The organism is Cryobacterium sp. SO2 (assembly GCF_026151165.2).
Classification (GTDB): Bacteria; Actinomycetota; Actinomycetes; order Actinomycetales; family Microbacteriaceae; genus Cryobacterium.
In genome coordinates this window covers 786,910-801,662 of the sequence record NZ_CP117849.1, presented here as the reverse complement: position 1 = coordinate 801,662, position 14,753 = coordinate 786,910, and the positions used below count along the sequence as shown (strand labels likewise).

Annotated in this window: 11 protein-coding genes; 7 read left to right on the top strand and 4 right to left on the bottom strand. The window is 66.7% G+C overall.

Going from position 1 to position 14,753, the window contains the following annotated elements; translation table 11 throughout:
• Positions 1 to 97 precede the first annotated feature (97 nt).
• The 4 genes from glf (at position 98) to BJQ94_RS03605 (ending at position 4,994) form a co-directional block, all read left to right on the top strand.
• The gene (gene glf / locus BJQ94_RS03620; RefSeq protein ID WP_265399327.1) at positions 98 to 1,264 is read left to right on the top strand and encodes a UDP-galactopyranose mutase; all 1,167 of its coding nucleotides are present in this window, start codon (positions 98 to 100) and stop codon (positions 1,262 to 1,264) included.
• A gap of 15 nt (positions 1,265 to 1,279) precedes the next feature.
• Positions 1,280 to 3,289 carry a glycosyltransferase gene (locus BJQ94_RS03615; RefSeq protein WP_265399328.1) on the top strand — a complete coding sequence of 670 codons (2,010 nt, stop codon included), beginning with the start codon at positions 1,280 to 1,282 and terminating at the stop codon, positions 3,287 to 3,289.
• A gap of 99 nt (positions 3,290 to 3,388) precedes the next feature.
• On the top strand, positions 3,389 to 4,261 hold the full coding sequence (locus BJQ94_RS03610; RefSeq protein ID WP_265399329.1) for an ABC transporter permease: 873 nt from the start codon (positions 3,389 to 3,391) through the stop codon (positions 4,259 to 4,261).
• Positions 4,245 to 4,994: an ABC transporter ATP-binding protein gene (locus BJQ94_RS03605; RefSeq protein ID WP_265399330.1), complete on the top strand. Its 750-nt coding sequence runs from the start codon at positions 4,245 to 4,247 to the stop codon at positions 4,992 to 4,994. Before BJQ94_RS03610 ends, BJQ94_RS03605 begins: the two co-directional genes overlap by 17 nt.
• A 67-nt stretch (positions 4,995 to 5,061) precedes the next feature.
• On the opposite strand, the gene BJQ94_RS03600 is transcribed toward BJQ94_RS03605, so the two are convergent.
• From BJQ94_RS03600 to BJQ94_RS03585, 4 genes are all read right to left on the bottom strand, one after another.
• Positions 5,062 to 7,413, bottom strand: a complete 2,352-nt coding sequence (locus BJQ94_RS03600) for a hypothetical protein (RefSeq protein WP_265399331.1) — start codon at positions 7,411 to 7,413, stop codon at positions 5,062 to 5,064.
• Between the two features lie 168 nt (positions 7,414 to 7,581).
• The gene (locus BJQ94_RS03595; protein ID WP_265399332.1) at positions 7,582 to 8,421 is read right to left on the bottom strand and encodes a glycosyltransferase; all 840 of its coding nucleotides are present in this window, start codon (positions 8,419 to 8,421) and stop codon (positions 7,582 to 7,584) included.
• Positions 8,418 to 9,374 carry a glycosyltransferase gene (locus BJQ94_RS03590; protein ID WP_275875554.1) on the bottom strand — a complete coding sequence of 319 codons (957 nt, stop codon included), beginning with the start codon at positions 9,372 to 9,374 and terminating at the stop codon, positions 8,418 to 8,420. Before BJQ94_RS03590 ends, BJQ94_RS03595 begins: the two co-directional genes overlap by 4 nt.
• The gene (locus tag BJQ94_RS03585) at positions 9,371 to 11,599 is read right to left on the bottom strand and encodes a hypothetical protein (RefSeq protein ID WP_265399334.1); all 2,229 of its coding nucleotides are present in this window, start codon (positions 11,597 to 11,599) and stop codon (positions 9,371 to 9,373) included. Before BJQ94_RS03585 ends, BJQ94_RS03590 begins: the two co-directional genes overlap by 4 nt.
• A 99-nt stretch (positions 11,600 to 11,698) precedes the next feature.
• Between BJQ94_RS03585 and BJQ94_RS03580 the strand changes: the two genes are divergently transcribed.
• From BJQ94_RS03580 to BJQ94_RS03570, 3 genes are read left to right on the top strand one after another with little or no spacing between them, the layout of a single operon-like run.
• Entirely contained in the window at positions 11,699 to 12,595 is an 897-nt protein-coding gene (locus tag BJQ94_RS03580; RefSeq protein WP_265399335.1) for a glycosyltransferase family A protein, read from the top strand.
• 40 nt (positions 12,596 to 12,635) lie between these two features.
• On the top strand, positions 12,636 to 13,652 hold the full coding sequence (locus BJQ94_RS03575; RefSeq protein ID WP_265399336.1) for a glycosyltransferase: 1,017 nt from the start codon (positions 12,636 to 12,638) through the stop codon (positions 13,650 to 13,652).
• Complete coding sequence (locus BJQ94_RS03570) at positions 13,649 to 14,617, top strand: NAD-dependent epimerase/dehydratase family protein (protein ID WP_265399337.1); 969 nt, start codon at positions 13,649 to 13,651, stop codon at positions 14,615 to 14,617. Before BJQ94_RS03575 ends, BJQ94_RS03570 begins: the two co-directional genes overlap by 4 nt.
• Positions 14,618 to 14,753 lie beyond the last annotated feature (136 nt).

The window sequence follows — 14,753 nt, the reverse complement described above, 5'->3', positions numbered from 1 at the left end:
GTGGGAATGCCTCAAAAGGGACCCTCCCAGCAAGCATCGGCTATCGTGGAACGTTGCAGAACGTTGGCTACACCTCCCGAGATAAAGGACTTTTGATATGACGGTTGACCTTGTGGTCGTTGGCTCGGGCTTCTTCGGCCTGACCGTTGCGGAACGAGCCGCCAGGGACCTCGGGCTCAAGGTGATGGTCATCGACCAGCGCAGCCACATCGGCGGCAACGCCTACAGCGCACCGGAGCCGGAGACTGGAATCGAGGTGCACCAGTACGGCGCACACCTCTTCCACACCTCGAACGAGCCCGTCTGGGAATACGTCAACCGCTTTACGAAGTTCACAAACTACGAACACCGGGTTTTCACCAACTTCGGCGGTGAGGTCTTCCCGCTGCCGATCAACCTGGGCACGATCAACCAGTTCTTCAGGTCCGCGTACTCGCCCGACGAGGCCCGCGCGCTGATCAAGGGCCAGGCCAGCGAGTTCGCCACCGGCGAGTCCCGCAACCTCGAGGAGAAGGGCATCTCCCTGATCGGCCGCCCGCTCTACGAGGCCTTCATCCGTGACTACACGGCCAAGCAGTGGCAGACGTCTCCGACGGACCTGCCGGCCGAGGTGATCAGCCGGCTCCCGGTTCGCTACAACTACGACAACCGGTACTTCAACGACACCCACGAGGGCCTGCCGGTCGACGGCTACACGGCGTGGATCGAGCGGATGGCCGACCACCCGAACATCGAGGTGCGTCTCAACACCGATTTCTTCGACGAGAGCCAGGAGATCAACAAGAAGTCCGTCGTCGGCCGCATCCCCGTCGTCTACACCGGCCCGGTCGACCGCTACTTCGACTACCAGGGCGGCGAGCTCACCTGGCGCACACTCGACTTCGAGCAGGAAGTGCTGCCGGTCGGCGATTTCCAGGGCACCCCGGTGATGAACTACGCGGACTCCACTGTGCCGTACACCCGCATCCACGAGTTCCGTCATTTCCACCCGGAGCGCACCGAGTACCCCACGGACAAGACCGTGATCATGCGTGAGTTCTCCCGGGCAGCCACCAAGGCCGACGAGCCCTACTACCCGATCAACACCCCGGCCGACCGCGAGAGCCTGCACTCCTACCGGGCCCTGCAGGCCGGCGAGCCGAACGTGTTCTTCGGCGGTCGCCTCGGTACCTACCAATACCTCGACATGCACATGGCCATCGGGTCTGCGCTGTCCATGTACGAAAACAAGCTCAAGCCGCTTCTCAGCGGACGCAGCGAATAGCGACACGGAGTCTATATGTCCACGCCCATCGTCCTGCAAAAAGTCGTCTTCCCGTCCTCCTCGGAGCCGGATGTCGCTCCGCTCTATGTCGACCCTGACGAGTGGACCCAGATCGTCGCCCCCGCCCAGGAAGACGCCAAGAAGCGTCGCGGCAACTCCGACGAACCGACGATGCAGCCGCTGCGGCTGACGCACCACAACGTCACCCCGATGCTCGACGGCCGCCGCGGCCTCAAGCCCGGCCTGGACAAGCGGGTGTCACTCGGCACCTACTTCAACGCCTTCCCCGCCAGCTACTGGCGCCGCTGGACCAGCCTCACCGGGGTGCGCCTGAGCATCTCCACCACCGGACCCGGCGACATCATCGTCTACCGTTCCAACGCCCGCGGCGTCATCCAGACGGTCGACTCGGCCCACGTGGACACCGCCGGCACCGTGGAGTTCGACCTCGGCTTCGACTACTTCATCGACGGCGGCTGGTACTGGTTCGACCTGGTCTCCCGCGGTGAGGACTTCGCCCTCACGAGCGCCGAATGGCAGGCGCCGCCGAGCGACGAACCGGCCCAGCCGGCCCGCACGCTGACCGTCGCCATCACCACCCTGAACCGCACTGCCTACTGCCTGGAGTTGCTCGCCACGATCGCGACCGACGCCGACGTGCTCGCCGGCCTCGACCAGATCATCGTTGTCGACCAGGGCACTGACAAGATCCGCGAACACGCCAGGTACGCCGAGGTGGATGCTGCCCTTGGCGGACGTCTGCGGGTCATCGAACAGGTCAACGCCGGCGGCTCCGGCGGGTTCTCCCGCGGGATGCTCGAGACCGTCGCGGCCGGCACCAGTGACTATGTGATGCTGCTGGACGACGATGTCGTCGTCGAACCGGAAAGCATCCGTCGCGCCCTGGCCTTCGCCAGGCTGTGCACCGAACCGACCATCGTCGGCGGCCACATGTTCGACATGTTCGACAAGACCAAGCTGCACGCCTTCGCCGAGTCGATCGACACCTGGAACTTCATGTGGGGCCCGATCACGCCGTCCCGCCACGACTTCACCGCGATGAACCTGCGCCAGACCACCTGGTTGCACCAGCGCAACGACGTGGCCTACAACGGCTGGTGGATGAGCCTGATCCCGGTGGAGGTCATCCGCGAGATCGGGCTGTCCCTGCCGGTGTTCATCAAGTGGGATGACGCCGAATTCTCGCTGCGCGCCTCCGAACACGGCTACTCCACGGTCAGCCTCCCCGGCGCGGCCGTCTGGCACGTGTCCTGGGTCGACAAGGACGACTCGCGGGACTGGCAGGCGTTCTACCACGCGCGCAACCGTCTGGTCGCGGCCCTGCTGCACTCGCCGCACGCCAAGGGCGGCCGCTTGACGATCAGCAACCTCGCCTCGGACGTGCGGCACCTGTTGACCATGGACTACTACACGGTGAAGCTTCGCCAGCTGGCATACGAGAGCGTCATGGCGGGCCCCGGCTCTCTGCACTCCGAGCTGACCAGCCGACTGCCCGCCATCCGGGCGATCGCCGGAGACTACCCGGAATCCACCCTGATCAAGGACCTCGGCCGCTTCGGCCGGTTCCCGATGACGAACCTCGTCGGCAGCGACGAGCCCCGCCCGAGCGGACGCAAGCTCTACTCGTTCCTGATCAAGAACTTCGTACGGCACGGCATGACCCACCCGCACCCGGGGAGCGCCGATCGCCCGGACACCCACCTGCCGCGCACAGCGCCGTGGTGGACGGTTCCGAACATGGACAGCGTGGTCATCACCAACGCCGAGGGTTCGGGAGTCACCTGGCACATTCGTGACCGCACCATGTTCCGGTCACTGCTCCGGTCCAGCGTGATCCAAAACCTGAAGTTCCGCCGCCAGTGGGCCGCCCTCAGCGAGAAATACCGTTCCAACCAGCACGACCTGACCTCGCTGGAGTCCTGGACGTCCACTCTCGGCCTGGATTCAGCGGTCGATGGCGTGGCACCCGGGACGGCTGCAACGGCCGACAGCACCCGCGAATAGGGTCACGACCGCGCAACCGCTAACAGCTAGAATCACGGGTGGGCCAGTTGCCCCCACCCGGAGGAACCAGGCCGGCGACCCAACGATAAAAGGAAACGTGTGACGCAAATCGTTCCAGTACCAGACCTCGACGGCTTCGTCCGGCCGGGTCAAGGGGCCGGACTGATCGACGTATTCCGCCGTCGGTACCTGCTCTCCCTGCTCGTGCGAAAAGAAGTGCAGGTCCGCTACCGCGGGTCGGTCCTCGGCTGGATGTGGTCTTATGTCAAGCCGATCACCCAGTTCCTGGTGTTCTTCATCGCGCTCGGCGTGTTCCTGCAGCTGAACGGCACTATCCCGAACTACCCGGTCTACCTGTTCTCCGGCCTCATCGTGATCAACCTGTTCAGCGAGGCGTTCAGCAACGGCACCAAGTCGCTCGTGGACAACGCACCGCTGATCAAGAAGATCTACCTGCCCCGCGAGTTGTTCCCGGTGTCGTCCACCCTGGTGGCCTTCGTCAATTTCTTGCCCCAGGCCCTTGTGCTCGCCGTGGTCTGCGTGTTCACGGGCTGGCGCCCCAGCCTGCTGCAGCTGCTCGGCATCCTCCTGGGCGTGCTCATCATCGTGCTGCTCGCCATGGGCCTGAGCCTGTTCTTCGGCTCGATCAACGTCTCTTTCCGCGACGCCCAGAACTTCGTCGAGCTGATCCTGCTCGTCGCCACCTGGGCATCCCCCGTGCTCTACCAGTGGAGCACCGTCGCCAAGGTGCTGCCGGACTGGCTGATGGTCATCTACCAGCTGAACCCCATCACGGCCGCGGTCGAGCTGCTCCATGCCGGCTTCTGGTACCCCACCACCGACGGCAGCAGCCCGCTGCCGCCCACCCTGTGGTTCTTCGGTCTCTGCGCCCTGCTCACCTCGAGCGTGCTGCTGGTCATCGGACAGCTTGTCTTCCGCCGATTGGAGCGTCGCTTTGCCCAAGACCTTTAACGAGCAGCAACCGCGGCTGGCCATCATCGTGTCCGACCTCAGTAAGACATTCCTGCTGCGGCACACGCATTCGCTCAAGGAGTCGGTGATCGCCGCGGTGCGGCGCAAGCCCATCTCCTCGAGCTTCAACGCCCTCGACGACGTCAGCTTCACGATCAACACGGGTGAGTCCGTCGCCCTGCTCGGCTTCAACGGGTCGGGCAAGTCCACGCTGCTCAAGCTGATCTCCGGCGTCTTGCGCCCCGACACGGGCGAGGTACTCACCCGAGGTCGCGTCGCCGGCCTGATCGAGGTCGGTGCCGGGTTCCACCCCGACCTGTCCGGCCGGGAGAACATCTACCTGAACGCGGCGATCCTCGGCATGAGCCAGAAGGAGATCGACGAGCGCTTCGACGCCATCGTGGAGTTCAGCGAGATCGCCAAGTTCATCGACACCGAGGTCAAGCACTACTCCTCCGGCATGTTCCTGCGCCTGGCGTTTTCCGTCGCCATCCACACCGAGGTCGACATCCTGCTGGTCGACGAGATCCTCTCGGTGGGCGACGAGCCCTTCCAGCGCAAGTGCCTGGCCAAGATCCGTCAGCTGCACGCTGAGGGCCGCACGCTGGTCGTAGTGAGCCATGACCTGGGCATGGTCGCCGACCTCTGCGACCGCGGCATCCTCATCGACAAGGGCAGGGTCGTCTTCGACGGCGAGTCACACGAGGCCGTCGCGCGGATGCGCGCCCAGTAACCCCTCTCCGCACTACGACGAAACGCCCCGACCGAGGTCGGGGCGTTTCGTCGTTCCGGGGCCCGCGCTACTTCATCGGGCCGCCGTCGGCGAAGAATCCCATCTCCGACGCGCGGATGGTGAAGACCTGCGGGGCGCTGCCGCCATTGAGGTTGATCGCCTGAGACCAGGAGCCCACCAGCCGGCGCTTTCCAGCCGTGATGTAGTAGACCGCGGACTTGTTCGCCTCCTTGACGAACACCTTGGAGATCGCAGCGTTCTTCGACAGGGTGAACGTGGCGCAGGTCGAGCCGCGCAGGTCGGTGACGGGCAGCCCGATTCCGCTGGTCGCGCTGAGCTTGTACAGAGTTCCGTTCAGCCCGATATACGGGGCGCCGGCGCAGTTCACCACCCGGCTGAGCGAGGCACCGGTCTTGGCGTACCCGGCGATCACCGTGGCGGGCACCGTGCGGTACGACCCGATACCGAGACCGTCGCTGATCCCGAAGGAGGGCAGCTTGGTGATCCGGTCGGTGCCGTCGGCGAGGTACACTGTGGCACTGTTCGCCGCCTTGATCAGCGAACCAGACGCGACCACGCCACCCGGCATCGCGAAGGTGCGGATAGTCGGCGACGACAGGGTGATCACGGTGGGAGCCGAGCCGCCGTTGATCGCGACGGCATCGCTCCACTCGTAGATCTGTCGCGCGGCGCCGTTCAGGAGCACGTACACGTAGGGAGACACGCCCGTCTTGGCGAAGACGAGTCCCGGGATGGTCGCCCCCTTGGCCAGGCCGCTGCAGGTGGATGGCGAGAGCGGCGTCGTGGCGATTCCGGCCCCGTTGTTCGCGGTCAGCGGTGACGCCTTGCCGCCGTTCACGAGCACCAGCGCCGAGTTGCAGGACGCCACCAGCGTGAGGTCGGCCGCCGACTTCGCATAACCGTCGACCACATTGGGCGACACCGTCTTGTACGTCTTCAGGCCGTACTCGGCGAGCATGGACATGTACGGGATCCGGATGCGACTGCCGAAGCCGTCGACCAGGTAGAGCTCATTGTTGCTCGACGACTTGATGGCCGTTCCCGGTGTGGCCAGGGTGCGCCCGATAGGGTACCGCTGCGCGTTCGTCACGCTCATGGTGCCCACCCACGGGGCTACGCCACCGTTGAGGCGGACCACTCCGGTCCATTCCGCGACCGGGAATCGGGTGGACGAGTTGAGGAAGTAGGTCGTGGCCGTTCCGGCGACGACCATGTAGTTGGAGACCTCACCGCCCTGGGGGATCTTGGTCCACTGGCCGGGCATCAGGTCGGTCGGCGAGCCGCAGTCATAGCCCCATACCGACACCTGGCCGCAGCTGGTGAACCGGTGCCGGGAATTGCCCTGCACGAGCGCGATATCGCCGGTCAGCGGATTGCGGACCAGCGGGCTGGCGTTGGTTCCGACGACGTATCCGGTCAGGTACGACGAGCTGACGTTGCGGTAGGTGCCCAGCTTGGCCAGTGCGTTGTAGATCGCCGTGGACGGGACGTAGTGCTTGATCGTGCCAGTGATGAGGTAGATAGCGCCGGTGCTCGCGTCCCGCACGAAGGAGCTGCCGCCCTTGGTGTCGCCGAACCAGTCGGTGAACATGCGCCAGAAGTTGCGGTTGCCGTAGGAGGAGCAGCCGTCACCGGTGCCGTAGACGTTGGCCAGCGCCGCGTCATTCGGCCGGTACGGCGTGTAGATGTACAGAGCCGCCGTCGCCTGGTTCTCGATGTAGACGCTGGACGAACCGCAGGAGGCTTCGGGGTTCCACTGGATGGTGTTCCACTTGCCGGCCACGTAGCCGCGCGAGCTCGGGCTGGCCTGGTACTTCTTGAACTGGTAGGCGGCGTTGTAGACCTGGTTGAAGAAGCCGTAGTAGCTCGTGTCGCAGTCCGCGGTGTCCGGGCAGCCGTAGCCCGTGGCCGACCGGTACTGCCTGGCGGACGGCCAGGTGTCGCTGACGAGACCCTGCTCCTTCTCCAGCAGCACCAGGATGACCTGCGGGTTGATGCCGCACGCCGTCGCGACCTTCGCGATGATGGCCGCGGCGGTCTCCTTCGACGAACCGGAGTAGGCGGCGCAGCCCTCCCTCTTGGCGCTCTGCGAGGCCGTGGCCTGGGTGTAGCTCTTCAGGCAGGTGTAGCCGGAGCGGCAGGTGGGCACCTTGTTGTTGAGGAAGGCCTGAATGTCGGTCTTGGACATGGTGCCCGAGTTGTAGAAGACGGCATCGCTGATGATGTTGCCGGCGTTGAAGTCGCTGCCGGTAGCCGCAACGGCCGAGTCGTCCGACGTGGTCGCGCCGACGGTCAAGAAGCCGAGGACCAGGGCGAGAACGCCGATCGTCGCGGTGAACCGGCGCAGGAGGCGCTTGGGTGCGTGCGGTCTGGTCAGCTCTGGGTCAGGTCTGAACACGTCGGGGCCTCGGCTATCTTGTCGGTCAATGAACCTGGCAAGCACGAGAAAAGCCCGGCGAGAGGCAGAAATTTTGCCCCCGCGGTTCTGCTCACGCGTCTGCGCACGTTCGACAAGACTAACCCGGAGCATCCGGAGGGGACGCCCATCGGCGTCCTGACGCGCCGGTCAGTCGCCGTCGTTGGCGTAATTCCGCACGATGAAGCGGCGGTAGGCCACCCGTCGGAGGCCCACCGGCACAAAGCGGTAGCCGCCCCTGACGAGCACATTGCGGGCGAACTGGCGACGCGTCACGAACCGGTCTTTGAGCAGGCTGCGCTGCAGGGCGATCTCGCTGCGAAACAGCGTCAAACCGCCGCGGCGGCCGTAGGCGCCGGCATCCACCCTGTACATCACGAGGGGATCGGGCAGGTTGGCCACGACGGCGCCGGCCTGGATCATCCGGGCGAAGAGCCAGTAGTCCTCCATCAGCGGCAGCTCGCGGTAGCCGCCGGCCCTGGCCACGACCGAGCGGCGGTAGACCACGGTGGGGTGGTTGAACGGGTCGTGGAAACGGGCGCTGGTGACGATGTCGTCGGGGTCGGTGGGGGGAATCCGTTTGCCGAGCACCCGGCCGGCCTCGTCGAATTCGAGCATGCCGGTGCCGACGAGGTCGTAACCGGTCTCCATCACGGCCAGCTGGCGTTCGAACCTGGTGGGCAGCGAGATGTCGTCGGCGTCCATGCGCGCGACCACATCGTGGGCGCAGTGCCCGAGGCCGGTCTCGAGGGCACGGGCCAGTCCGACGTTCGCCGGCAGGCGCACATGGTTCACCGGCACCGGGGAGCTCGCGGCGGCCGCTGCGACGGCCGCGGCGAGTTCGGTGCCGATGGGGCCGTCCTGCACGATGACGACATCGCTCGGCCGCCGGCTCTGTTCGACCACGGTGCTCGCGAACGCCTTGGAGAAGTACGCCGCCTTGTCGCCGGCGTACACCGGCAGCAGCAGGGAGAACTCGGTTGCCGTCACGATCGAGCCAGCCCGGCTTCGCAGGCGGCGACGTCATCCGTGGCTTCGCCCAGCCCGGCCAGCGCGACCCGGTTGGGCCGCGGGCGGGTGCGGAAGCCGTCGCGGAGCCCGCTGCGCAGCCCGGTCAGCAGCAAGGGCCGGTCGGCAGAGGCGCGGAAGGTGCGCGCCCAGCGACGCAGCGATGCTCCGGAGTAGAGCACCTTTTCGGCGGGACTCAGCCCGGTGGCCAGCCGGATCAGCCAGACCTTGTTGCGCACCTCGTAGTAGAAGCGGGCGCCGGGGTCGATGTCGGTGGCACCGAGTTTGACGGTCTTGTGCACCACGACGCTACCCGGCACGAAGAAGCCGCGGCTCCGCCGCAGGATGCGGGTGGAGAACTCGAAGTCGTCGTTCCAGATGAAGTAGTCGGCGATGGGCAGCCCGTGCTCACGAACAGCATCGGCGCGCACCAGCATCGACACGAACGATGAGCTGCGCACGGGAACGGCTCCGCGCGCCTGCGCTGCGGTACGTTCGGCGGCGCCCACGAACGGTTTGGTCCTGGGCGTGTTCATCGGGTGGTCCTGACCATCGGACCAGACCACTCGGGAACCGGCGACGGTGACCTGGGTGTCGTCGCCGACGCTCGCGAGCAGCGCCGCGAGGGCGGTGTCGGTGGGAATGGTGTCGTCATCCATCAGCCAGACCAGGTCGGCGGACTGGCGCACGACGGCACGCGCGGCACCGATGGCGAACCCGCCGGCGCCGCCGGTGTTGCGGGCAACGGAGACCAGGTCGACGTGCGGGTACCTCTCGCGCACCAGCGCGGCGGTGTCATCGGTGGAGGCGTTGTCGACGACCACGATCGCCGCGACCGGTGCGGTCTGCACGGCGAGGGCGTCCAGGACCTCGATCAGGAGGTCACGGCGGTTGAACGCCACGACAACCGCCACGGTGCGGCCGGGGGCGCTCACACCGAGACCTCGGGGGCCGGCACCCGGCTGGCGCGGGCGACGCGCACGACGCGGCCGGCACCGTCCCGTCGACGACCGATCAGGCGCAGAAGCGGCCAGCCCAGCAGGATCAGCAGCAGGAGAATGGCGGCCGCGAACTGCAGCGGGTAGCCGGGCGCGTAGTAGGACACCGTCACGGTCTTGCCGAGCTGGGACGCGTCGATGTCGACGCCCAGCAGGAAGGTGTCGACAGGATCGGCGGAGATCGTGCCGCCATCGGCCTGGTAGCCGGGCCACGGGATCCGGCTGAGTGCCACTTGGCCGCCGTCGTCGCCGATGGCGTCGACGCGGAAGGTGACTCCCATGGCGTCCTCGTGCAGCACGGTGACCTCGGTGCCCTCGGAGGACCAGACCACGGAGCCCGCGCCCGCGACCGGTTCGTCGCGCACGATCAGGCGGGTCTTCTCGGTGTCGTCGACGATGTGCCAGCCCTCCGGCACCACAGACCAGTCCTTCTTCGGCACGATGCCCTTGACGACCTGTACCGAGCTGATGCCCATCAGGTCGACAGGGGTGAGGCCGGTTTCCGGCATCTCTTCGAACAGGCGGTCGTACAGGCCGCCGCAGGTGGAGCCGTTGTAGCTCATGCAGGTGAGCGAGTTGTATGGGCTGTAGTAGACCGCGGAGTACGCGTTCTGCACGTCCTCCTCCGTCACGTACCAGAGGTTGCCGACCAGGGTTTCATCCCACGCGTCTGCGTCGTTCGTGTCGGCCACGCCGCCGACGACGATCACGTCGCCCTCGGCGTTCTCCAGTTGTTGCTGGTAGTCGCTCACGTCGTTGGGAACGCTGTAGTCCGGCAGCGGCGATGACGGTGACGCCACATGCTGGGGCACCAGGAGGACGAGCGTGACGGCGATTCCGGCCAACGCGACAGTCGTGACCCCACGGCCGGCCAACCAGCCGGATGAGTTGCTGCCCAGCACGGGCAACGGGCGGTCACCGAGGATCAGGTAGCTCAGCCACACGGCCACCAGGATGACCGTGGTGACGACGAGCAGCACCTTGATGTACTGAGGTCCGGACGCGTAGGTCAGGGCGGCGCTGCCGAGCACCATCGCGCCGGCGACCAGGAACCGGTTGCGGGTGAGCACCGTGGCCAGGGCGTGTGACAGGGCCACGCCGACCAGAAGCAACACCGCCAGGGTGAGGTACGGCATCATCCGCACCGGGAAACGCAGCGCTCCGAAGTCGCTGGGCAGTAGAACGCCGATCAGCGCGGCCACGAAGACGACCACAATGCTACGGCGGGAACGCAGCAGCACCCGGAGTCGGTGCAGGTCGACGAAAGCCAACAGGGGAAGGAACCAGGCAATGTACAACAGCGGTGCGTACGGGAACTGACCGCTGAAGAAGAGGATGCCCGGCGTGCCGACCGGCGTAGACGACGCGAACAGGCCGCTGAGGTTGACCGTGAGCAGGTCGGTGTTCAGGATCTCGCTCGTGCGGCCGGTGACGGGCGCGGTGAGCAGACCCGGCAGGTGCACGATCACGGCGAAACTGCCCAATGCCGTGGCGAGGGCGAACGCCCGGATGATCGACGGGCGGTGCTTGGTGAGGAAAGCCTCGAAGATGAGGGCGCCCAAGGTGATCGCCAGGAAGATCGTGGCGTGCGCGTAGCCGATCCCGACCAGCGCGATCCCGGAGAGGATCGGCAGCACCGGGGATTTCGCCTGCAGCACGGCCCGGCGGGCGAGCACCCAGGTCAGCGGGAGGAAGCTCCAGGCCATCAGTCCGTTCGCCCAGGACGGCGCATCCATGTACAGGGTGAAGCCGGCCAGCGGCGCGGCGACGGCCACGAGTGCCGCCCAGGGGCGCAGGACGCCGAAGTTACGGGCCAGGGCGTAGACGCCCACACCGCCGAGCAGCAGGCAGAGCAGCTTGATGACGGTGCTGAAGATGAGGGCGCTGCCGGTGAGGTGGGCGCCGATGCCGACCACCCAGAGGACCGGGCTCAGGATGCCCCACGCGCCCTCGGCGAGGTAGTTGCCCGACTGCCAGACCCTGGGGTTGACCAGGGACCAGTCGAGGTCGAGCACGCGGCGGCCGATCTCGTACCACTGGCCGAAAGCGCCGGACTGGCTGTCGTCCACATAGTAGAAACCGGGGTCGAAGAACAGCGGGATCGATGCTCCCGCCAGGACTGCCACCACGACGAGCATGGGCCACACAATTTTGGACTGCACCAGAAGATTATCCCTCACGGTGCCTTCACAACCGCACGAGGGGGTCAGCCGGTATCGTGGTGGGGTAGTTTCCCCAACGAAACGAGCAACCACCTACATATGAGTATCAATTCGCCCCAGACCCCCTCGAGCCAGGACGAACCTCTCGTCTCGATCGTCATTCCCGCGTACAACAACGCGGATTACCTCGACGACACGATGAAGTCAGTGCTCGGCCAGACCTACACCAACCTCGAGATCATCGTGTCCGACCACGCGTCCACCGATGACACCTGGGCGGTGATGCAGCGCTACAGCAGCGACCCCCGTGTCACCCTGCTGCACACCGAGGGCGGTGGCGGCGCGCTCCGCAACTGGAACCGGGTGAGCCAGGCGGCCACCGGCGACCTGATCAAGCTCGTCTGCGGCGACGACCTGCTCTACCCCACCATCGTGGCCCAGCAGGTGGCCGCACTCGTCGCCGAGCCCGGCGCCGTGCTCGCCGCCTCCCCGCGTGACATCGTCGATGCCAACGGTGTTCCCGTCATCAAGAACCGCGGCCTGGCCGGTCTGGTCGGTGTGCACGACGGCACTGTGGCGGTGCGCAAGACGGTCACGCAGGGCACCAACATCTTCGGTGAGCCCGGCTGCGTGCTGATGCGCCGCAGCGTGCTGGAGAAGGTCGGCTGGTGGGACTCCCGCTGGCCGTACCTGATCGACGAGACCTCTTATTCGCTGGTTCTGCTTGAAGGCAAATTTGTCGGCGTGCCCGGCAGCCTGGCCGGTTTCCGGATCTCCGACAGCCAGTGGAGCGTGCGACTCGTCGCCGAGCAGGCCGCCCAGGCGATGGGCTTCCACAACTGGATGGCCGCGACCCGCCCCGATGTCGTCTCCGGCACCGACCGCCTCATCGGCAACACCCGCGCCAGGGTGATGGCGCAGGCGCGCCGCCTGGCCTATATCTGGCTCGGGCGACGGATGTCGAAGGCGGTGAAGGCGGATGCAGCAAACGCCTGACCCGGCCGACGAAACTGCCCGTGTGGTAGGTTCTGAACCCGTGACACTCCCCTCTGCAGAACCCGGCGTCGCCGACCACAGCATCTCGATCGTCATCCCCGTTTACCAGGGTGAACGTACCCTCGCGGGCGTGCTCGGCGAGATCGAACCGCTGACCCGGCTGAGCATCACCCCGGACGGCTACACCTTCCAGGTCGAAGAAGTGCTGTTGGTCTTCGACCACGGCCCCGACAACTCGGCCTCGGTCATCCGCGACATCATCGAGCGGTACCCGTTCGCCCGCGGCATCTGGTTGAGCAAGAACTTCGGCCAGCACGCCGCCACCCTGGCGGGTATGGCGTCCTCCGGCGGCGACTGGATCGTCACCCTCGACGAGGACGGCCAGCACGACCCCGCCGCGATCGGCGGGATGCTCGACACCGCCATGCGCGAACAGGCCAGCGTCGTCTACGCCAAGCCCACCAACCCGGCCCCGCACGGCGCCCTGCGAAACACCGCGTCGAAGACGGCCAAGTACCTGCTCACCAAACTGTCCGGCTCCGGCGCCGCCGCCGACTATCAGAGCTACCGGCTGATGCTCGGCAACATCGGTCGCAGCGTCGCCGCATACGCCGGAAGCGGCGTGTACCTCGACGTGGCCATCGGCTGGGTCGCCGCGCGCGTCACCACCTCACCCGTCGAGCTGCGCGAAGAGGGCGAACGCTCCAGCGGCTATTCGGCCCGCAGGTTGTTCTCGCACTTCTGGCGCATGATCCTCACCACGGGCACGCGTGGACTGCGGCTGGTCAGCGGGCTCGGCGTGGTCTTCGCCCTCGTCGGCGTGGTCTTCGCCGTGGTGATCTTCATCCAGCGGCTCTCCGGCGACATCGCCATCCAGGGCTGGGCCTCGCTCAGCGTGCTGGTGCTGCTCAGTGCCGGGTTCATCCTGTTCTCCCTCGGTGTCATCGCCGAGTACATCGGCATCAACGTGAACATGGCGATGGGCAAGCCGCCGTACCTCATCACGACAGACCCCGCGGACGGGCCTCTCGGGCGGACGCGCAAAGCCGCGAAGTGACCACCTATGCCTGGGTGATCGGCGCCCGCGGCCTACTGGGCAGCGCCACGTCGGCGGCGATCGCCCGCCGAACCGGCTGGGTGCTGCTGCCCGCCGACCCGTTGCCCTGGTCCGACGACACGGCCTTGGTCGAGGCTGTGTCGGCGACCGCTGACCGACTGCTCAGGGCCGCAGCGACGGACTCCGCGAACTGGGCCGTGCTCTGGCTGGCCGGCAACGCCGTCACCTCCACCCCGCCGGCCGCCATCGAACGGGAACTGCACCAGCTCAGGCTCGTTCTCGACGCCGTCGGCCACGCCGCCGGGTCGCTCGGCACCGCCGGGTCCGGCGCGGTCTTCTACGCCTCCTCCGCCGGCGGCGTGTACGGCGGTTCGGTGCATCCGCCGTTCGACGAGCAGAGCACCCCGGTGCCGATCTCCGGCTACGGCCGGTTCAAGCTCGACGCCGAGGCGAGCCTGGTCGCCTTCTCCCGGTCGTCCGGGGTGTCGGTCCTGGCCGGGCGGATCGCCAACCTGTACGGGCCGGGCCAGAAACTCGGCAAGATGCAGGGCCTGATCTCGCACCTCGCCAAGGCCCAGTTCTCGCCCAAGCCGGCCTCGATCTTCGTGCCGCTGGAAACCATGCGGGACTACATCTTCGTGCGCGACTGCGCCGAACTGGTGCTGGACTGCGTCGCCCGCCTGCTCACGGTCACGGCGGCGGAGGGGCGCACCGAGGTGGTCAAGAACCTCGCCTCCGGCCAGGCCGTGACGATCAGCAACCTGCTCGGGCACATCCGCACCCTCGCCAAGAGCCAGCCGAACGTGATGCTCGGCTACTCGGCCGAGGCGTCGATGCAGGGCCTGGACCTGCGGATCACGTCGACGGTGTGGCCCGACCTCGATCGGCGCCAGCTCACCAGCCTGCCCGCCGGGATCAAGGCGACCATGGACGACGTGCTCACCCACATCCAGTCCGGCGGCTAAGCACTCTCACCCGCCCGCGAGTTGCCGCAAAACGCCCTGTCACGGGCGCTGAAGGGGCACTTTGCAGCAACTCGACGCGGCGCACTGCCTCCCGTATGACGCGAAAGGCCCCGTGGAACGCATCCACGGGGCCTTC